Genomic DNA, 19177 nt, shown 5'->3' with positions numbered 1-19177 from the left:
CCGGCCGCCCGCCCCGGCGCTCACGGCTTCTGCAGAGGAGGCTCCGCGCGCTCGGCGAGGTCGAGAGGCTGGTCGCCGGCGCGCTCGATGCGGCTGAGCTGGGCCTTCAGATAGGCGACGAAGACGTGGGCCGCTTCCGGCAGGATGCGGCCCAGCATGGTCTGGATCTCGTAGCGCCGCTCGTTCGGCGCCTTGGTGCGCAGCGGCAGGGCCCGCAGCCGGAAGCGCGAGATGCGCGACATGGCGGTGATGCGACCGGTCATGGTGATGCCGCCCGCCACCTCCGCGAAGCGCCAGAGCCCGGCCATGTAGTTGGTGGTGAGCACCGGCTCCACCGCGATGCCCTCGACACCGCAGGCGAGATCGAACAGCTGGCGCGCGGTGGTGTCCTCCGAGGGCAGTCCCACCGGAAAGGCCGCGATGTCGGCCAGCGTCACGAACGGCAGATTGGCCAGCGGGTGGTCCGGCGCCATCAGCGCCATGAGCGGCGCCGAGCCGGAAAATTCCACGTGCACGCTCGGGTCCGGCACGAAGCCGAAGGACAGGCCGATATCCACATCGCCTTCGCGCACCATGCGGGTGATGACCCGCGGCGTGCTGACCTGCATCTCGAAGGCGATGCCGGGATAGGTGTTGCGGAAATTGCCGATCGCCCCCGGAAGGAAGTCGGTGGCGAAGCCTTCCGTGCACCCCATGCGCACGAGGCCGCGCTCCAGGCCCTTGAGGCGGCGGATCTCCGTGAGGACCTGCTCGGCCCCCAGCACCGTGCGCCGGGCATGCTGGGCGAGCAGCTCGCCCGCCGCGCTCGGCACCATGCCGCGCGGCCGGCGCTCGAACAGCGGCGTGCCCAGTTCCGCCTCCAGCTTGGCGATCTGCCGGCTGATGGCGGACGCGGCGACGTTGAGCCGGTCGGACGCCTCGGCGATCGAGCCGACCCTCACGACCTCCAGGAAATACCGCAGCGAAGCATCGTGCACCTTCACCCCTCCGGCTGGCCCAGCTCGCCCCCTCATCTTGCGTGGGCATGGTATGCCGTTTCGGCAACGATAGACACACAATATTCTAATTGTGATATGCGAACCGCCCAATAAACTCCCATGCTCAGATGTTGGGCGTCACGATCCAGCCTCCATAACAATTTCCAGAGAGCGAGAGAGAATATGGCATTCGTTCGGTCCCATTTCTCCAGTGCGTTAGCGGCCGCGTTGATCGCCTTGGCGCCCGCGGCGGCCCATGCGGACAAGGCCCGCGACACACTGGTCTACGCCTCGGACACCGAGGCGGAGAATGTCGGCCCCTACCACAACAACGTCCGCGAGGGCGTCATCATCGCCCGGCACGCCTTCGACAACCTGATCTTCCACGACCTCGCGACCGGCAAGTATCAGCCCCAGCTCGCCACCAGCTGGACCTGGGTCGACCCGCAGACTCTCGACCTCACCATCCGCAAGGGGGTCACCTTCCACAACGGCGACCCGCTGACCGCCGACGACGTGGTGTTCACGCTCAACTGGGCGGTCTCGCCCGAGGCGAAGGTGGTCACCAAGCAGAACGTCGCCTGGATCAAGAGCGCCGAGAAGATCGGCGACGACAAGGTCCGCATCCACCTCAACGGCCCGTTCCCGGCGGCGATCGAATACCTGTCCGGTCCGGTCGTGATCTATCCGCAGAAGTATTTCGAGAAGGTCGGCCTCGACGGCTTCGCCAAGGCGCCCATCGGCTCCGGCCCCTACAAGATCACCGCCGTCACCCCCGGCAAGGGCGTGACCATGGAGAAGAACACCAATTACTGGAAGGACAGCCCGCTCGGCCAGCCGAGCATCGGCAAGCTGGTGTTCCGCATCATCCCCGACCAGGAGACCCAGCTCGCCGAGCTGATGACGGGCGGCGTCGACTGGATCTGGCGCGTGCAGGCCGACCAGGCCAAGCAGCTCGAAGCCGCGCCGAACCTCACCGTGCTCGCCGCCGAGACCATGCGCGTGGGCTTCCTGCAGCTCGACGCCCAGGGCGCCTCGCCCGGCTCCGAGCCGCTGAAAGACCCGCGGGTGCGCCAGGCCATCGCCTATGCCATCGACCGCAAGGCGATGCTGGACAACCTCGTGCGCGGCGGCGCCCGCATCATGAATTCGGCCTGCTTCATCGACCAGTTCGGCTGCACCGACAAGGGCGTGCCGCGCTACGACTACGATCCCGCCAAGGCCAAGAAGCTGCTCGCCGAGGCCGGCTATCCCAACGGCTTCTCCATCGACCTCTACGCCTATCGCGAGCGCGAATATGCGGAGGCGGTGATCGGCTATCTGGACGCGGTCGGCATCAAGGCCAAGCTCAACTTCCTGAAGTACGCCGCCATGCGCGAGCTGTCCCGCGCCAACAAGACGCCGATCACCTTCCAGACCTGGGGCTCGTTCTCGGTGGCGGACGCCTCGGCCTTCACCGGCGTGTGGTTCAAGGGCGACGCGGACGACCGCGCCCGCGACCAGCAGGTCACGGACATGCTCAAGAAGGCCGACACCACGGTCGAGACCGAGGCGCGGCTCGCCGCCTATGCCGAGGCGCTGAAGGTGATCGCCGAGCGGGCCTATCTGGTGCCGCTGTTCTCCTATTCCAGCAACTACGCCTTCACCAAGGACCTGGAGTTCAGCGCCCAGCCGGACGAGCTGCCGCGCTTCTTCACGGCGCGCTGGAAGTAGGCCCAAGCCGGGCGGCGCCCCGCGCCGCCCGGCCACCCGCGACCTGCGCCACGCCGAATGATCGCCGCGCAGCCCCCGTCGTCGTTCTGCCGGCCGGCATCGCCACGCCGATGCCTTCGATCCGAACTGTGCCCGGCCGCAAGACGGCGCGCCGGCCTATGATGTCGCGCCCCCTGCCGCCCGGCCGCCGGCCGGCCTTCGGGGAACGCTGAGGAAGCCTCGATGCTCGCATTCACGCTTCGACGCCTCGTGGTGGCGCTTTCGGTGGCCTTCACCGTCTCGGTGATCGCCTTCGCGCTGCTCCACCTGTCTGGCGATCTCGCCATCACCATCGCCGGCCCCGAGGCCTCGCCCGCGCAGGTGGAGGAGGTGCGCCACCAGTACGGCCTCGACCGCCCGCTGCCTATCCAGTACCTCGACTGGCTCTGGCACGCCGCGCATCTCGACTTCGGCAATTCCTTCTTCTTCCGCGAGAGCGTGACGGCGCTGATCTCCGAGCGCATGCCCGTCACCATGCGGCTCGGCGCCATCGCGCTCACGCTTTCGCTGGTGGTCGCCGTGCCGCTCGGGGTGCTCGCCGCGGTCTATCGCGGCACCGCCATCGACCGCCTCGCGCTGAGCTTCTGCGTCCTTGGTCAGGCGATCCCCACCTTCTGCCTCGGCCTCGCCCTCATCATCGTGTTCGCGGTCAACCTGCGCTGGCTGCCGGTGTCCGGCACCGCGACGTGGCAGAGCTACGTCCTGCCCTCGGTGGCGCTCGGCTGGTACGCCATCCCCGCGGTGATGCGCCTGTCGCGCAACGGCATGCTCGAAGTGCTCTCCCAGGACTATATCCGCACCGCGCGCGCCAAGGGGCTGTCGCCCACCAAGGTGGTGCTGAAGCACGCGCTGCGCAACGCCATCATCCCGGTGGTGGCGCTGGCGGCGGTGCAGTTCGGCTTCATGCTCGGCGGCTCGATCGTGGTGGAGGCGGTGTTCTCCATGCACGGCATCGGCCACCTCGCCTGGGAGGCGATCTCCCGCAACGACTTCCCGGTGGTGCAGGCGGTCGTGCTGATCCTCGCCGGCATCTACATCACCCTCACCTTCCTGGCGGACGTGGTGAACGCCCTTCTCGATCCCCGGATGCGCGTGGCATGAGCGAGACCCTCCCCTCCGCGCTCAAGGCCGCGAGCCTCGACCAGGCGCCGCCGCGCCGCTCGGCGCTGTCGACCTTCCTTGTGGGCAGCCTCGGCCATGGCGGGCTGATGGCCGGCGCCATCGTGCTCGCGGCCATCGTGCTCATCGCGCTGGCCGCGCCGCTGGTGGCGCCGCACGACCCCTATGCCCAGAACCTCGCCCGGCGCCTCATCCCGCCGGTCTGGGACGCGCGCGGCACCTGGGACCACATCCTCGGCACCGACAAGCTCGGCCGCGACTATCTCAGCCGGCTGATCTACGGCGCCCGCATCTCGCTGCTGATCGGCTCCGTCACGGTGCTGATCTCCGGCACCATCGGCACCGCGATCGGCGTGTGCGCCGGCTATTTCGGCGGCCGGGTGGATGCGGTGCTGAGCTATCTCGTCACCACCCGCCTCGCGCTGCCGGTGGTGCTGGTGGCCCTCGCCTCGGCGGCCCTGGTGGGCTCCTCGCTGCAGGGCGTCATCGTGGTGCTCGGCCTGCTGCTGTGGGACCGGTTCGCGGTGGTGACGCGCGCCGCCACCCAGCAGATCGCCGGCTCCGACTACATCGCCGCCGCCAAGGCCATCGGCTGCTCGACGCCGCGCATCGTGCTGACCGAGATCCTGCCCAACATCCTCAACCCGCTGATCGTGGTGGCGACGCTGGAGATGGCCCACGCCATCCTGCTGGAAGCCGCCCTCTCCTTCCTCGGCCTCGGGGTGCAGCCGCCGCTGCCGTCCTGGGGGCTCATGATCTCCGAGGGCAAGCAATACATGTTCTTCAGCCCCTGGGTCATCGCCATTCCCGCGGTCGCCCTGGTGTTCCTGGTGCTGGCCATCAACCTCGTCGGCGACGGGCTGCGCGATGTCACCGCGCCCGAGAACAGGAACTGACGCCATGGCTCTGCTGGAGGTCGAAGACCTCGTCATCGACATTCCCACCGCCATGGGCACGCTCCATGCGGTGGGCGGCGTCTCCTTCGCGCTGGAGCGCGGCGAGACGCTCGCCATCGTCGGCGAGAGCGGGTCGGGCAAGTCCCTCACCTCGCTCGCGCTCATGAACCTCCTGCCGAAGCGCGTTCAGCGCAAGGCGGCGAAGATCGCCTTCGACGGCCAGGACCTGACGACCATCTCGCAGGCCGGCATGCGCCGCCTGCGGGGCAACCGCATGGCCATGATCTTCCAGGAGCCCATGACCTCGCTGAACCCGGCCTTCACCATCGGCGACCAGCTCACGGAGGCGCTGCTGTGCCACCGCAAGGTGGGCATGAAGGAGGCGACGGACCGCGCCGTCCACCTGCTGGAGAAGGTGGGCATCACCGCCGCCGGCCAGCGCCTGCGGCAGTATCCGCACCAGCTCTCCGGGGGCCTCAGGCAGCGCGTGATGATCGCCATGGCGCTCATGTGCGGCCCCGACCTCATCATCGCCGACGAGCCCACCACCGCGCTCGACGTGACCATCCAGGCACAGATCCTCCACCTCATCGCCGATCTCAAGAAGGAGTTCGGCATGGCGGTGATCCTCATCACCCACGACCTCGGCGTGGTGGCGCGCGTCGCCGACAAGGTGGGCGTCATGTATGCCGGCCGGCTGGTGGAGACCGGCACCTCGCGCGCCGTGTTCAAGCAGCCGCGCCATCCCTATACGCGCGGCCTGCTGGACTGCATCCCGGTTCCCGGCCGCACCCAGCCCGGCATGCCGCTCGGCGCGATCCGCGGTCAGGTGCCGAACCTGATCGGCCGGCTGGACGGCTGCGCCTTCCGCAACCGCTGCGACTTCGCCGGCCCCGAATGCGCCGCCGACATCCCGCTGGTGCGCACCGGGGCCGACCACGAGGTGCGCTGCGCCCGGCTCGACGCGACGGAGGTGGCGGCATGAGCGACATCGTGCTCGAACTCAGGAACGTCACCCGCACGTTCCAGGTCTCCCAGGGCCTGTTCCGCAAGAAGGCGACGCTCACGGCGGTGGCCGGCGTGTCGCTCCAGGTGAAGCGCGGCGAGGTCTATGCGCTGGTGGGCGAGAGCGGGTCGGGCAAGTCCACCCTCGCCAAGATGCTGCTCGGCCTCCTGCCGCCCTCCTCCGGCGAGATTCTGATCGACGGCGCCCCCATCGCGGCCAAGAACCGGGTGGCGGTGGCGCGGCGCATCCAGCCGATCTTCCAGGACCCCTATTCCTCGCTCAACCCACGCAAGTCCATCGCCCAGCTCATCGCCTTGCCGCTGGTGGTGCACGGCATCGGCAGCGCCGCCGAGCGGCACCGCAAGGTGCTGGAGATGCTCGACGTGGTGGGCCTGCCGCGCCGCCTTTTGAACGCTTCGCCGAGCCAGCTCTCCGGCGGCCAGCGCCAGCGCGTCGCCATCGCCCGCGCGCTCGTCATGCGCCCCGAGGTGGTGATCTGCGACGAGCCGACCTCGGCGCTCGACGTGTCGGTGCAGGCGCAGATCCTCAATTTGCTGCTGGAGCTGAAGCGCGAGCTCGGCCTCACCTATTTCTTCATCAGCCACAACCTCGCCGTGGTGGAGCACCTCGCCGACCGGGTGGCGGTGATGTATCTCGGCCGCTTCGTCGAGGAGCGCACCCGCGCCGGCCTGTTCGCGGGGCCGGAGCATCCCTATTCCCGCGCGCTGCTGGAGTCGGTGCTCACCCCCGATCCGGACCTCGGCGTCCCGGACACCCATCTCGGCGCGGTGTTCCCCAATCCGCTCACGCCGGTCGCCGGCTGCCCCTTCAACCCGCGCTGTCCGGGCGCGGTGGACCTGTGCCGCGCCGAGGCGCCGCCGCTCGTCCGCCTGCCGGATGGCTGGGCCACCTGCCACTTCGCCCCCCATGGCGCGGCGCGCACCGTCGCCGCCTGACCCCGTCCCCGACCACTGAAGGCCATCGTCGCACCATGAGTCGCCAAGAAGCCGTCACCCGCGCCGCGGACTATTTCGACCGCGGAGACTTCCGCCGGGACCTCGCCCGCCGCGTCGCCATGCCGACCGAGAGCCAGACCGGCGAGAGCATCGCCGCGCTCGGCGCCTACCTCACCGAGGAGATGATCCCGACGCTGGAGAAGCTCGGCTTCGCCTGCCGCGTGGTGGAGAATTCCGCCGAGGGCTACGGCCCCTTCCTCATCGCCGAGCGGCATGAGGCGGAGGGCCTGCCCACCGTGCTCACCTACGGCCATGGCGACGTGGTGTTCGGCCAGGACGGCGGCTGGCGCGAGGGCCTCGCCCCCTGGACCCTGGTGGAGGACGGCGACCGCTGGTACGGCCGCGGCACCGCCGACAACAAGGGCCAGCATTCCATCAACATCACCGCCCTGGAGCAGGTGATGGCCGCGCGCGGCGGCCGGCTCGGCTTCAACTGCAAGATGCTGATCGAGATGGGCGAGGAGGCTGGCTCTCCCGGCCTGCGCGAACTGGCGCAGCGCGAAGGCGCGGCGCTCGCCGCCGACCTCCTGATCGGCTCCGACGGGCCGCGCCTCTCGGCGGTCCGCCCGACCGTGTTCCTGGGCTCGCGCGGCGCGGTGAATTTCGAGCTGGAGGCGAACCTGCGCGAGGGCGGGCATCACTCCGGCAATTGGGGCGGTGCGCTCGCCAATGCCGGCACCCTGCTCGCCAACGCCATCGCGTCCCTGGTGGACGCCAAGGGCCGCATCCTGGTGGACGGCCTGCGCCCGAAGGAGCTGCCCTCCGCCGTGCGCCAGGCGCTCTCCGGCATCGCGCTGGAGCAGGGCATGGGCGATCCCGAGGTCGATCCCGACTGGGGCGAGCCGGGCCTCACGCCCGCCGAGCGCGTCTATGGCTGGAACGCGCTGGAGGTGCTGGCCTTCCAGACCGGCGCGCCGGACAAGCCAGCCAATGCGGTGCCGCCCACCGCCAAGGCGACCCTGCAGCTGCGTTTCGTGGTGGGCACCGACCCGACCCGCGTGATCCCCCTGGTTGAGGCCCATCTCGCGGCCCGCGGCCTCGGCGCGGTGACGGTGCGCCCGGCCCGCTCGGCGGTGTTCCAGGCGACCCGGCTCGATCCCACCGACCCGTGGGTGAAGTGGGCGCTGGCCTCGATCCAGAAGACCACCGGCAAGGCGCCGGCGCTGCTGCCCAATCTCGGCGGCTCGCTGCCCAACGACGTGTTCGCGCTGATCCTGGGCATGCCCACCATCTGGGTGCCGCACTCCTACCCCGCCTGCTCGCAGCACGCCCCGAACGAGCATCTGCTCGGCTCGGTGGCACGCGAGGCGCTCCAGCTGATGGCCGGCCTGTTCTACGATCTCGGCGAAGAGGGCATGGCGATCCTCAAGGCGCGGGCCGCATGAGCACGCTGTCCGCCCCCGCGTCCGCCGAAGAGGCTGCCACCCGCGTCGCCGCCTGGCTCGCGCCGCGCTTCGACGAGATGGAGGCGCTGCTGGCGCGCCTCGTGGACATCGATTCCAACAGCTACGACAAGGCCGGCGTCGACCGCGTGGGCGAAGCCATCGCCAACGTCCTGGAGGCGGACGGCATCGCCGTCACCCGCATCCCCGACGCCACCTATGGCGACATCTTCCGCGCCGAGGTGCCGGGCAGATTCGGCAATGCCCATGCGCTGCTGATGGGCCACCGCGACACCGTCTTTCCGAGCGGGACGGTGCTGTCGCGGCCCTATTCCCGGCGCGGCGACCTCGCCTTCGGCCCGGGCGTGTGCGACATGAAATCGGGACTGGTGGCCAACATTTTCGCGCTCAGAGCCATCATGGCGGCGGGCGGGCTCCCCTTCCCGGTGGTGGCGCTGTTCACCGGCGACGAGGAGATCGGCTCGCCCTCCGGCCGGCGCCAGATCGAGGTGGAGGCGAAGGGCGCCCGCGCGGTCTTCAACACCGAGCCGGGCCGGATCAGCGGCAATGTGGTGACGGGCCGCAAGGGCGGCTGCTCGTTCCACATCGCCGTGAGCGGCCGCGCCGCCCATTCGGGCGTCAACCACAAGGACGGCGCGAGCGCCATCGAGGCGCTGGCGCGCAAGATCGTGAAGCTCCACGCGCTGACCGACTACGATGCCGGCATCACCACCAATGTGGGCGTGGTGCGCGGCGGCATCACCTACAACACCGTGGCGGGATCGGCGCAGGCGGAGTGCGACATGCGCTTCGACACGCTGGCGCAGCGCAGCGCGCTGATCGCCGAGGTGGAGCGCATCGTCGCCCATGAGGAGATCCCCGGCACCGCGGCGACGCTGACGCTGCGCGCCGGATTCCCGCCGCTGGAGGAGAAGCACGCGGCCGGCCTGTTCGCGCTCTATCGCGAGGCCGCGCGCGGGATCGGCTTCGAGGTGGGCGGGGAGCATACCGGCGGCTGCGCCGATTCCGGCTTCACCGCCTCCCTCGGCGTGCCGACCTTGTGCGGGCTCGGACCGGTGGGCGGCAAGGCGCACACCGACGAGGAATTCTGCCGCCTCGACACCCTCGTGCCGCGCACCCAGGCGCTCGCCGCAGCGATCTGCCGCCTCCCCTGATCCCGGACTGACGGCCGGCGCAGCCCGCGCAGGTCAGATGTCCAGCGGACGATTGTCCACCACCTCCTTCATCACGAAGAAGGTGCGGGTCTGGCGCACGCCGGGCAGCGCGATCAGCCGGCTGCCGTGCAGCCGGTTGAAATCGGCCATGTCGCCGACCCGGATCTTCAGGAAATAGTCGAAATCGCCCGCCACCAGGTGGCAGTCGAGAACGAAGCTCAGCTCCGCCACCGCCGCCTCGAAGGCGGCGAAGCTCTCCGGCGTCGAGCGGTCGAGCACCACCCCCACCATCACGAGCGCGCCGCGCCCCACCTTCTGCGGCGCCACCAGACCGCGAAAGCCGGTGATGTACCCCGCCTTCACCAGCGCCTGCGTGCGCCGGTGGCAGGTGGCCGGGCTGATGGCCACCTGCTCGGCCAGCTCGGCATTGGTCAGCCGTCCGTTCTGCTGCAGCAGGCGCACGATCTTGAGGTCGAGGGGCGCGAGCGATTCAGGATTGAGAGATTCTTTCATTTTCTCCGATGAATCTGGATGATTAGATTATAATTTTCGCGTATCGCATCATTTTGAGCCCGCTTTACGCACTATAATAGAGAGCACCTTTCACGCGTTTTCTGTCAAGCATTTCGGCCTCCAACCCATGAGGCTGCCCATGCTCGACGCCTTTGAACGCTATCCGCTCACCTTCGGCCCGACGCCGATCGAGAAGCTCGACCGCCTCACCGCCCATCTCGGCGGCAAGGTGCAGATCTATGCCAAGCGCGAGGACTGCAATTCCGGCCTCGCCTTCGGCGGCAACAAGCTGCGCAAGCTCGAATACATCGTGCCCGACGCCATCAAGTCCGGTGCCGACACGCTGGTGTCCATCGGCGGCGTGCAGTCGAACCACACCCGCATGATCGCGGCGGTGGCGGCCAAGATCGGCTTCAAGTGCCGCCTGGTGCAGGAAGCCTGGGTGCCGCACGAGGACACGATCTACGACCGTGTCGGCAACATCATGCTCTCGCGCATCCTCGGCGCCGACGTGCGCCTCGTGGAAGACGGCTTCGACATCGGCATCCGCAAGAGCTGGGAAGACGCCATCGCCGACGTGGAAGCCAACGGCGGCAAGCCCTACCCGATCCCGGCCGGCGCCTCGGTGCATCCCTATGGCGGCCTCGGCTATGTGGGCTTCGCCGAGGAGGTGCGCGCGCAGGAGAAGGAACTGGGCTTCGCCTTCGACTACATCATCGTGTGCACCGTCACCGGCTCCACCCATGCTGGCATGACGGTCGGCTTCGCCAAGGACGGCCGGGCGCAGAAGGTGATCGGCATCGACGCCTCCGGGACGCCGGCCCAGACCAAGGCCCAGGTGCTGGAGATCGCCCGGCGCACCGCCGACCTCGTCAAGCTCGGCCGCGAGATCACGCCCGACGACGTGGTGCTGGTGGAGGACTATGCCTATCCCTATTACGGCGTGCCGTCGGACGAGACCAAGGACGCGATCCGCCTGGCCGCGCGCCTGGAAGGCATGATGACCGACCCGGTCTACGAGGGAAAATCCATGCAGGGCATGATCGACCTCGTGAAGAAGGGCTACTTCCCGGAGGGCGCGAAGGTGCTTTACGCGCATCTCGGCGGCGCGCCGGCGCTGAACGGCTATGGCTACGCCTTCCGCAACGGCTGAACCGAGCCGCCTGGTCCCGCGCCCGACGGACCGGGGGCGGGACCGGCTCAGGTGTCGGCGCCGATCAGCGTGCGGATGCGGGCGCCGACCGCCTCAAAGGAATTGTTGCGCTTCAGCAGCGCATAGCCGGCCCTGGCTTTCGGCGCCACGGACGCTGGATCGTCGTAGATCGACCTCAGGATCGCGGCCGCGTGCTCGATGTCCGGCTCGGCCCAGTGGCTGCCGCCGCCGCCGCCGGGATAGTCCGCCACATCCACCGCGACCTCGCGGTAGGCAACCGGATAGCCGGTCTCCTGCGTCACGAAGTCCCGTGTCCCTCCGAAGTCGGTGGCGACCACCGCCTTGCCGAGGGCGAGGGACTCCGCACAGCCCAGGCTGAAGCCCTCGGAACGGTGCAGCGACATGAACACGTCGCAGCTCTCCGTCAGGGCATCCAGCTCTTCGCGCGGAATCGTGCGGTCGATCAGGCGGAGCCGGCGGTCCCCGGCCGCGAGCCGCGCCATGGCGTCGCGGGCAGCGGACGGACCCTGGCCGCGCGCCTTGATCACCAGTTCCACATCCTCGGTTCCGGCGGGAAAGGCGGCTTTGAAGGCCGCAATGGCACCGTGCGGGTTCTTCCGCACCACATAGGAATCATAGTCGAACAATGTGAGCACCCGCAGCGGCCCGGCCGATCGCGCGGGAGCCGGCGGCGTGGCGGGCAAGAACACCGGCTGGGGCACGAGATGAACCGGGCGGCGCTGCACCGAGAGCAGCATGTCCCGCACGAAGCCGGTCGGCGCCCAGTAGGAATCGAACCCGTCGAACATCCGCCGCCAGGCCTGCGGAACTGAGGGCAGCTCCCAATAGGTGTAGTGGATGTTTTCCTGCCCGCGGCAGGCGCGGGCGGCGAAGGCCGGAATGTCCATCGCGCCGGAGACGGTGAGCGCGACCGCGTGTCCGCCCTGGTCGGCGATGCGCTCGGCCAGCGCACTCTCCGCCTGGCGCCCCTCCAGCGGAACGTTGATGAGATGGTTCGGGATGGCGGCCGTGTCCAATGCCGCGGCCAGCAGCCGCGCCGCCTCTCCGAGGCCGATCTCCGACAGGAGGTAGCCAAACAGATCGATCCCGCGGGGCCTCGGCATGCCGCCCGCCTGCAACCAGCATGGTTTCGGGATGTCGTTGGGGCAGTTGCCGCGATTGCAGCGCAACGCCCAGATACCGCGATTGAGGCTGCGACTGGACGCCGACGCGAGCCGCATGACGGCCGACTGCGGCTCTCTACCTTGCGCAACCACGAGCTTTCACCCTTCTCGCTCCCCGCCGCTCCGCCCTCGCCAACTGCATTCCGCTCTGTCAACCAACTAGCGGACAACGCGGTCTTGATCCAGATGCGGGGGGCTTTCGACATCCCGCGCCGCTCCCCGATATCGCGATGCGCCGAGCCAAACCATAGTCGCCGCCCGATAGCAGCGATGCAAGATGATACCTGCTACGGAATCGGTGGACAGGGTGCATGACTCTCTCTACCTATCGCAACCGCAAGCTGAACATCGTTGGGGGAAAGTTGGTGAAACGCGCACTGATTACCGGTGTCAGTGGGCAGGACGGCACGTACCTGGCCAAGTCTTTGCTCGAAAAGGGATACCACGTCACCGGCGCCATGCGTCGCAGCTCTCATGTCGAGACCCAGCGCCTGGAGAAGCTTGGCATTGCCGGTGAGATCGAGCGCGTCTATTTCGACCTTGCCGAAGTCAACAACATCACCCGGCTCGTGCGCGACGGCGCGTTCGACGAGATCTACAACCTTGCAGCGCAGAGCTTCGTCGGCTCATCCTGGGATCAGCCCGTCTATGCGGCGGAAGTGAACGGCCTCGCCGTGGTGCGCCTGCTCGATGCGATCCGCACCTATGCCCCCGAGGCCCGATTCTACCAGGCGTCCACGTCGGAGATGTTCGGGCTGGTTCGGACCATTCCGCAGAACGAGGACACGCCCTTTCACCCGCGCTCCCCTTATGGCGTCGCCAAGACCTATGGCCACTACATCACGGTGAACTACCGGGAATCATTCGGCACCCACGCCTCGTCCGGCATCCTCTTCAATCACGAGAGCCCGCTGCGCGGCACCGAGTTCGTCACGCGCAAGATCAGCCTCGGGCTCGCGCGCTTCGCCCGTGGCATCGCGGAACCGCTGGAGCTGGGCAATCTCGACGCCAAGCGCGACTGGGGCTTTGCCGGCGACTACGTCGAGGGCATGTGGCGCATGCTCCAGCAGGAGACGGCGGACGACTACGTGCTTTCGACGGGCGTGACGACCTCGATCCGCGACTTCGTCCGCTATGCCGCGGAGGCTCTCGCGCTCGACCTCGAATGGTCCGGCGAGGCGAAGGAGGAGCAGGCGGTGGACCGCAAGACCGGCAAGGTCGTCGTCCAGATCAACCCGAAATTCTACCGCCCGGCCGAGGTGAGCCTTCTGCTCGGCGACTCCAGCAAGGCCCGCACCAAGCTGGGCTGGGAGCCCAAGGTGGACGTGAAGGAACTGGCCGCCATGATGGCAAAGGCCGATTACGACGACTGGCAGGGCTGACAGCCGCCGCTTTTCCGGCCGCCCGATGTGCGATCGGACGGCGCTGGTGCTCACGATGCGGCGGCAGGCCCGCCTTTCGACGGCTGGGGCGACTTCTCGATCTTGCGCGCCTCGGCCCGCAGCAGGCGCGCCACCTGCTCCACACGCTCCGGCGGCAGGCGGCTCTCGATCGCCGCAACGCTCAGTGAGCCCGCAAGACCGCCGTCGAGATTGTGCACCGCGACGCCGATGGCAACGACGCCGGGCGCACGGTTGACGTTCACCGCATAGCCGCGCCCGCGCGCCTCTTCGACCAGCCGCCAGAGATCGCCCGGTGGCAGGGTGCCGAGGCCGTCGAGGCGCGGAATGTTGTCGTCCATGATGGATCGCGCCTCCTCTTCCGGCAGCGCCGCGAGCATGGCGAGCCCGCCCGCGCCCACCCCGAGGGGCAGCCGCGCGCCGACGTCGATGGTGAACGCCTTGATCGGGAAGCTGCCCGCCTGGCGCTTGATGCACAGCGCATCGGAACCCGCCCGCACGGCGGCGAAGACCGTGTCGCCCGTGCGTTCCGCCAGGAATTCCACCGCCTGCCCCGCCATCTCGCTCAGCGCCAGTCGCGGCTCGGCCAGCAGCCCCAGCTCGAAGATGGTGGCGCCGAGGTGATAGCGCCGCGTCGCGGGGTTCTGGCTGGCCAGCCCCTCGACGATCAGCCCCTGAAGGATGCGATGGGCCGTTGCGTGGTTGAGCCGCGTCTCGCGCGTGATGTCCACCATTCGCGCGCCGGACTGCGCGCGCTGAGCCAGCGCCCGCAGCACCGCCGCAGCGCGTCGGATGCTCTGAACGCCGGCGGCATCCCCTGCCTCGCTTCCCATCACCGCTCCATATAGTTCATATTATGGACTACGTATCTTCGTTCGAAAACAGGCGCTATCCCTTTATTGACAGATAATATCGACGTTCATAGATTGACGTTGCCTGATTATAAGAAATTTAGTCCAATATATGGACTATTGCAATAGCCTGATCGAAGGAGGATCGCCATGCACCGCAGAACCCTGCTGCTGACGTCGCTTGTCTGCGCCGCAGCCTTTGCCGCAGCACCCGCCCCGGCGCGCGCCGACGCCTATCCCACCAAGCCGATCCGCCTCGTCGTGGGCTATGCCGCCGGCGGGTCCACCGATGTGATCGCGCGCATCGTCGGCCAGCATCTTGCGGAAGAGCTGGGGCAGCCGGTGGTGGTCGACAACCGGCCGGGGGCCGGCGCCAGCATCGCTTCCGACTTCGTCGCGAAGTCGGCGCCCGATGGCTACACGATCTTCATGGGCACGATCGCCAACACCATCAACACCACGCTCTACCGTCGCCTGCCGTTCGATTTCGAGCGTGATTTCGCACCAATCTCGCTGGTGGCCACCGTCCCGAACGTACTCGTGGTCAACCCGAGCGTGCCGGCCAAGACGGTCCAGGAATTTATCGCCCTCGCCAAGTCCAAGCCGGGCGATATCTACTTCGCCTCATCGGGCAGCGGCTCCTCGATCCACCTCAGCGGCGAGCTGTTCAACATGGTAGCCGACGTGAAGATGGTCCACGTGCCTTACAAGGGCAGCGCGCCGGCGGTCATCGACCTGATGGGCGGCCAGGTGCAGGCCATGTTCGACAACCTGTCCTCGTCCTTGCCCCACGTGAAGGCCGGCAAGCTGCGCGCGCTCGCGGTGACCAGCGCCGCGCGCTCGCCCGAGGCGCCCGACGTCCCCACCATGGCCGAGGCGGGACTGCCCGGCTGCGAGGTCCTGTCGTGGTTCGCGCTCATGGCTCCGGCCAAGACCCCGCAGCCGATCATCGACCGCCTGAACGCCGCCACTGTGAAGGTGCTCGGCCAGGACGAGGTGAAGCAGAAGCTCGCCGCCATCGGCGCCGATCCCGCCCCGAGCACGCCGCAGGCGCTCGCCGCGCTGATCCGCTCGGAAACCGCCAAGTGGGCGAAGGTGGTCGAAAACTCCGGCGCCAAGGTCGACTGACCGGGCAGCCGCCGCGTCTTTCCAAAGGAACTGTCACGATGAACCAGCACGTCGAGCCTCAGACCCGTCCCGGTCCGGAAGTCCTGTCGATCACCGGCGGCGAGGCCATGGCCCGCATGATCCTCGCCTTCGAGGGCGGGGACATCTTCGGGATGGGCGGCTTCCAGCTCCTGCCCTTCTACGACGCCGCCCGCCGCCTGGGCCTGCGGCATCATCTCATCAATGACGAGCGCGCCGGCATCTTCGCCGCCGACGCCTATGCCAAGGTCTCCGGCCGCGTCGGTCTGGTCGACGGGACGCTCGGCCCGGGCGCCACCAACCTCGTCACAGGCCTGATGGAGGCGCTCAACGCCGGCACGCCCATGGTGGTGCTCGTCGGCGACACCCACCGCGCGCACTCCTGGAAGAACATGACCCAGGAATGCCGCCAGGTGGACGTGCTGCGCCCGGTCTGCAAGGAGCTGATCCGGGTGGAGATGGTGAGCCGCATCCCCGAGCTGATGCGGCGCGCCTTCGCCGTCGCGACCACCGGGCGGCCCGGCCCGGTGGTGATCGACGTGCCCGAGGACGTCTCGCACGCCGTCCATGCGTTTCCGGTGGAGGAGTTCGAGGTCGATCCGATCTACGGCGCCGCCCCTGCCCTGCGCACCCGCCCGGAGGCCGCAGGCATCGCCCGCGCCGCCGAGATGATCGCCGCGGCGAAGTCGCCCGTTATCCTCGCCGGCGGCGGCGTCCATCTGTCCGGCGCCGCGCCGAGCCTCACCGCGTTCGCGCGCCGCTTCAACATCCCGGTGGCGCACACGCTGAGCGGCAAGGGCGCCATCCCCTGCGCCGATCCGCTGAGCGCCGGCCTGTTCGGCCGCTACGACCGGATCGCCAACCCGCTCATCGAAGAGTCCGACCTGCTGATCGTGGTGGGCTGCAAGCTGGGCGAGATCGCCACCAAGCGCTACACCATCCCCTCCCCCGGCAAGGCGGTGATCCATCTCGACTGCGTGGCGGAGGAGTTCGACCGGTCGGTGCGCGCCTCGGTGAAGCTCTGGGGCGATGCCCTTCTCGGCATCGCCGACCTCGACGCCGCGCTCGCGCCCCGGCAGGCGCAGCTTTCGCAGCGCTGGGCCGCCCGCCCGGCGGAGATCACGGCGCGCATGGACGCGTGGCGGGAGAAGGTGTCCGAGCGCCTGAACTCCAATGAGACGCCGATCGACATCGCCCGCCTGCTCACCGAGATCAACGCGGCGCTGCCCGCCGACGGCTATCTGGTGGCCGATGGCGGCTTCGCAGCCCACTGGGGCGGGCTCCTGTTCAATGCCCCGCGCGCCGGGCGCGCCTTCGTGCCCGACCGCGGCTCGGCCTCCATCGGCTACGGCCTGCCGGGCGCCATCGGCGCCGCGCTCGCCGCCCCGAAGGCGCCGGTGTTCGCTCTGACCGGCGACGGCGGCTTCAACATGATGCTGGGCGAGCTGGAAACCGCGCGGCGGCTCAAGCTGGATTTCACCGTCATCGTCATCAACAACGCCGCGTCCGGCTATGTGAAGGCGCTCCAGCACCTGATGTACGGCCAGGGCGCCTACCAGTCGTCCGACCTCAGCGAGATCGACTATGCGGCGGTGGCGACGGCGATGCAGTGCCGCGGCATCCGGGTCGAGCGGCCGCAGGACCTGGCGGCGGCGTTCCAGGAGGCGCTGTTGCCCTGCGGCGGTCCGACCGTGATCGACGTGGTCGTCACGCGCGATCCCGCCCGCATGCTGCCGGGCGTCGACAGCCGCACGGTGCAGATCAAGCCCGGCGACCGCATCGCCTGATGCCTCGGCCCGGATCGCGATGCGCGCGATCCGGGGTCGCCGGGCCGTGAACCGGCGGCGCGGGCCGGCGCCAGCGAGGCGGGCGCTGTGGGCGGCCGATTGATGGCCACACCGACGGTTTGTGCCTGCCGATCTCGGTGTGAAGGCCCACTACCTCGCTGAGCAGCTCGAGGCGTTCGGCCAGCTTGAGCCGCGCCACTGCCGCGCCATCGTCGCCGGTCTGCTGCTCATGTGGCCCCGTCACTGACGAGCAGCATATTGTGACAGCAACATCTGACGCGTTTGGGCGCCGCAATGGCATGGAAGCGGCAAGCGCGTCTCTTTACCGGCGTGCGACCGTCACTTCGCGCCGTGCTCGCGAGCGGAGGTCGGCTATCGGTTTTCCCCCGCACGGTCGTAGGCCAGAATGGCGTTGAGCAGCACTTGGGCGCCGGCGGCGCATTCGGTGGCGGTGGTGCTCTCGGCCTCATTGTGGCTGAGACCGCCCGCGCTCGGCACGAAAATCATGCTCGTGGGAGCGATGCGCGCGATATAGGCCGCGTCATGGCCGGCACCGGAAATAATGTCGCGCGCCGGCAGTCCGGCAGCGGCCGCACCCGAGCGAACGGCGGCGATGCAGTCGGCGTCGAAACGCACCGCGGGCGAATCCCAGATCTTGGCGGACAGCACCTCAAGGCCCGCGTCAGGTGAAAGAGACCGCACCGCAGCCTGGAGGCGCGCCTCCATGGCCCCCAGGACGGCGTCGTCCGGGTGGCGCAGGTCGACCGTGAGGCGGACGGCGCCGGGGATCACGTTCGGCGAATTTGGCGTGACCTCCAGAGACCCCACCGTGCCCACGGCCTCCGGGCCGTATGCCAGCGCGATGGCATGCACCTCGGTCACGAGGCGCGCCGCTGCCAGCAGGGCATCGGCGCGAAGCCCCATCGGCGTCGAGCCGCTGTGGGCCTCCCGGCCGGTCATCGAGACTTCGTACCATCGCATGCCCTGGACTCCCGTGACCACGCCCACGGTCCGGCCCTCAGCCTCAAGAACCGGCCCCTGCTCGATGTGCAGCTCGAACATGGCGCCGAAACGAACCGAGCCGGCCGGCGCCGTGCCGCGGTAGCCGATGGCGTCGATGGCGTCGCCAAAGCACACGCCGTGCCGGTCCTGCCGTGCGTCGGCATAAGCGCGATCGAACACGCCCGCATGGACGCCGGATCCCAGCATCGCCGGGGCGAAGCGCGCACCCTCTTCGTTGGTCCAGTTCACCAGCAGGAGCGGCGCATTGGTGTCGTAGCCCGCCTCGTCCAGCGTGCGCAGCACCTCCAGGCCGGCAAGTACGCCCAGGACGCCGTCGAACTTGCCCCCGGTGGGCTGGGTATCAAGATGGCTGCCGAAGGCGATCGGCGCGAGATCGTTCCGGCGGCCGGGCCTGAATGCGAACATGTTGCCCACCTCGTCGACCGTCATGGTGCAGCCGAGCGCGGTGCAGGCGTCACGCAGCCAGTCGCGCACCTCGCGGTCGGCGGCGCTCAGGGCCAGCCGGCAAATACCGCCCTTGGGCGTTCCGCCCATGCGGGCTGTTTCCATCAGGCTCTCCCAGAGCCGCCGGGGGTCGATGGCGAGGTTGGCTCCGCCGCTCTGCGCCGCCTCGCCCAAAGGATCATGCATCGGTCCTCCTCCCGTTCTCGCTCACGCCTCGGCGGCGCATTCGCGCAGGCTGGCCTCGATGATGTCGAGCGCCTCGCCGAACACCGCGTCGGGGATCGTCAGCGGCGCCAGGAAGCGGATCACGTTGCCGTAGACGCCGCACGACAGCAGGATCAGCCCCTTGGCGA

Annotated in this window: 17 protein-coding genes and 1 pseudogene; 12 read left to right on the top strand and 6 right to left on the bottom strand. The window is 68.8% G+C overall.

From position 1 onward, the window contains the following. Window positions 1-20: 20 nt before the first annotated feature. Window positions 21-977: a LysR family transcriptional regulator gene (locus D9R14_RS20980; protein ID WP_210210893.1), complete on the bottom strand. Its 957-nt coding sequence runs from the start codon at window positions 975-977 to the stop codon at window positions 21-23. A 183-nt stretch (window positions 978-1160) separates the two neighbouring features. Between D9R14_RS20980 and D9R14_RS20975 the strand changes: the two genes are divergently transcribed. The 7 genes from D9R14_RS20975 (at window position 1161) to D9R14_RS20945 (ending at window position 9323) form a co-directional block, all read left to right on the top strand. Beyond that, window positions 1161-2690: an ABC transporter substrate-binding protein gene (locus D9R14_RS20975; RefSeq protein WP_121625317.1), complete on the top strand. Its 1530-nt coding sequence runs from the start codon at window positions 1161-1163 to the stop codon at window positions 2688-2690. Between the two features lie 222 nt (window positions 2691-2912). Then, a complete protein-coding gene (locus tag D9R14_RS20970; RefSeq protein WP_121625316.1) occupies window positions 2913-3830 on the top strand; it encodes an ABC transporter permease in 918 nt (305 codons plus the stop codon). Next, entirely contained in the window at window positions 3827-4744 is a 918-nt protein-coding gene (locus D9R14_RS20965; protein WP_121625315.1) for an ABC transporter permease, read from the top strand. Before D9R14_RS20970 ends, D9R14_RS20965 begins: the two co-directional genes overlap by 4 nt. Before the next feature lie 4 nt (window positions 4745-4748). Continuing rightward, a complete protein-coding gene (locus D9R14_RS20960; RefSeq protein WP_121625314.1) occupies window positions 4749-5729 on the top strand; it encodes an ABC transporter ATP-binding protein in 981 nt (326 codons plus the stop codon). Next, a complete protein-coding gene (locus tag D9R14_RS20955; protein WP_121625313.1) occupies window positions 5726-6706 on the top strand; it encodes an ABC transporter ATP-binding protein in 981 nt (326 codons plus the stop codon). The genes D9R14_RS20960 and D9R14_RS20955 overlap by 4 nt, the downstream gene beginning before the upstream one ends. A gap of 35 nt (window positions 6707-6741) precedes the next feature. Beyond that, window positions 6742-8151, top strand: a complete 1410-nt coding sequence (locus D9R14_RS20950; RefSeq protein ID WP_121625312.1) for a M20 family metallopeptidase — start codon at window positions 6742-6744, stop codon at window positions 8149-8151. Next, window positions 8148-9323 (top strand): M20 family metallopeptidase, encoded by a 1176-nt coding sequence (locus tag D9R14_RS20945; RefSeq protein WP_121625311.1) that lies wholly within the window; start codon window positions 8148-8150, stop codon window positions 9321-9323. Before D9R14_RS20950 ends, D9R14_RS20945 begins: the two co-directional genes overlap by 4 nt. A 33-nt stretch (window positions 9324-9356) precedes the next feature. On the opposite strand, the gene D9R14_RS20940 is transcribed toward D9R14_RS20945, so the two are convergent. After that, a complete protein-coding gene (locus D9R14_RS20940) occupies window positions 9357-9836 on the bottom strand; it encodes an Lrp/AsnC family transcriptional regulator (RefSeq protein WP_121625310.1) in 480 nt (159 codons plus the stop codon). A gap of 139 nt (window positions 9837-9975) precedes the next feature. Here D9R14_RS20940 and D9R14_RS20935 point away from each other — a divergent pair, with 139 nt between their 5' ends. After that, complete coding sequence (locus tag D9R14_RS20935; RefSeq protein ID WP_121625309.1) at window positions 9976-10989, top strand: 1-aminocyclopropane-1-carboxylate deaminase; 1014 nt, start codon at window positions 9976-9978, stop codon at window positions 10987-10989. A gap of 47 nt (window positions 10990-11036) precedes the next feature. On the opposite strand, the gene D9R14_RS20930 is transcribed toward D9R14_RS20935, so the two are convergent. Then, on the bottom strand, window positions 11037-12230 hold the full coding sequence (locus D9R14_RS20930; RefSeq protein WP_121625308.1) for a glycosyltransferase: 1194 nt from the start codon (window positions 12228-12230) through the stop codon (window positions 11037-11039). Window positions 12231-12535: 305 nt separating this feature from the next. On the opposite strand from D9R14_RS20930, the gene gmd reads away from it, so the two are divergent. Further along, window positions 12536-13555 (top strand): GDP-mannose 4,6-dehydratase, encoded by a 1020-nt coding sequence (gmd, locus tag D9R14_RS20925; RefSeq protein WP_121625392.1) that lies wholly within the window; start codon window positions 12536-12538, stop codon window positions 13553-13555. Window positions 13556-13605: 50 nt separating this feature from the next. On the opposite strand, the gene D9R14_RS20920 is transcribed toward gmd, so the two are convergent. Continuing rightward, on the bottom strand, window positions 13606-14406 hold the full coding sequence (locus D9R14_RS20920; RefSeq protein WP_121625307.1) for an IclR family transcriptional regulator: 801 nt from the start codon (window positions 14404-14406) through the stop codon (window positions 13606-13608). A gap of 168 nt (window positions 14407-14574) precedes the next feature. On the opposite strand from D9R14_RS20920, the gene D9R14_RS20915 reads away from it, so the two are divergent. The 3 genes from D9R14_RS20915 to D9R14_RS23525 all read left to right on the top strand — a co-directional run bounded on the left by D9R14_RS20915 (window position 14575) and on the right by D9R14_RS23525 (window position 17604). Continuing rightward, window positions 14575-15552, top strand: a complete 978-nt coding sequence (locus tag D9R14_RS20915) for a tripartite tricarboxylate transporter substrate binding protein (RefSeq protein ID WP_121625306.1) — start codon at window positions 14575-14577, stop codon at window positions 15550-15552. A 38-nt stretch (window positions 15553-15590) separates the two neighbouring features. Then, window positions 15591-17357, top strand: a complete 1767-nt coding sequence (locus D9R14_RS20910; protein ID WP_121625305.1) for a thiamine pyrophosphate-binding protein — start codon at window positions 15591-15593, stop codon at window positions 17355-17357. A 121-nt stretch (window positions 17358-17478) separates the two neighbouring features. Further along, window positions 17479-17604, top strand: coding sequence for a hypothetical protein (locus D9R14_RS23525; RefSeq protein ID WP_281042029.1), 126 nt, complete (start codon window positions 17479-17481; stop codon window positions 17602-17604). 125 nt (window positions 17605-17729) lie between these two features. Here D9R14_RS23525 and D9R14_RS20905 read toward each other — a convergent pair whose 3' ends face one another. Together D9R14_RS20905 and D9R14_RS23445 are read right to left on the bottom strand one after the other, a co-directional pair. Next, window positions 17730-19010, bottom strand: a complete 1281-nt coding sequence (locus tag D9R14_RS20905) for a Zn-dependent hydrolase (protein ID WP_121625304.1) — start codon at window positions 19008-19010, stop codon at window positions 17730-17732. A 21-nt stretch (window positions 19011-19031) separates the two neighbouring features. After that, a pseudogene (locus D9R14_RS23445) lies at window positions 19032-19177 on the bottom strand (4-aminobutyrate--2-oxoglutarate transaminase); the annotation flags it as partial.

Origin of the sequence: Xanthobacter tagetidis (genome assembly GCF_003667445.1) — a bacterium.
Classification (GTDB): Bacteria; Pseudomonadota; Alphaproteobacteria; order Rhizobiales; family Xanthobacteraceae; genus Xanthobacter; species Xanthobacter tagetidis.
The sequence above is the reverse complement of the archived record's forward strand: the minus strand, read 5'-3'. Positions and strand labels throughout refer to the sequence as shown.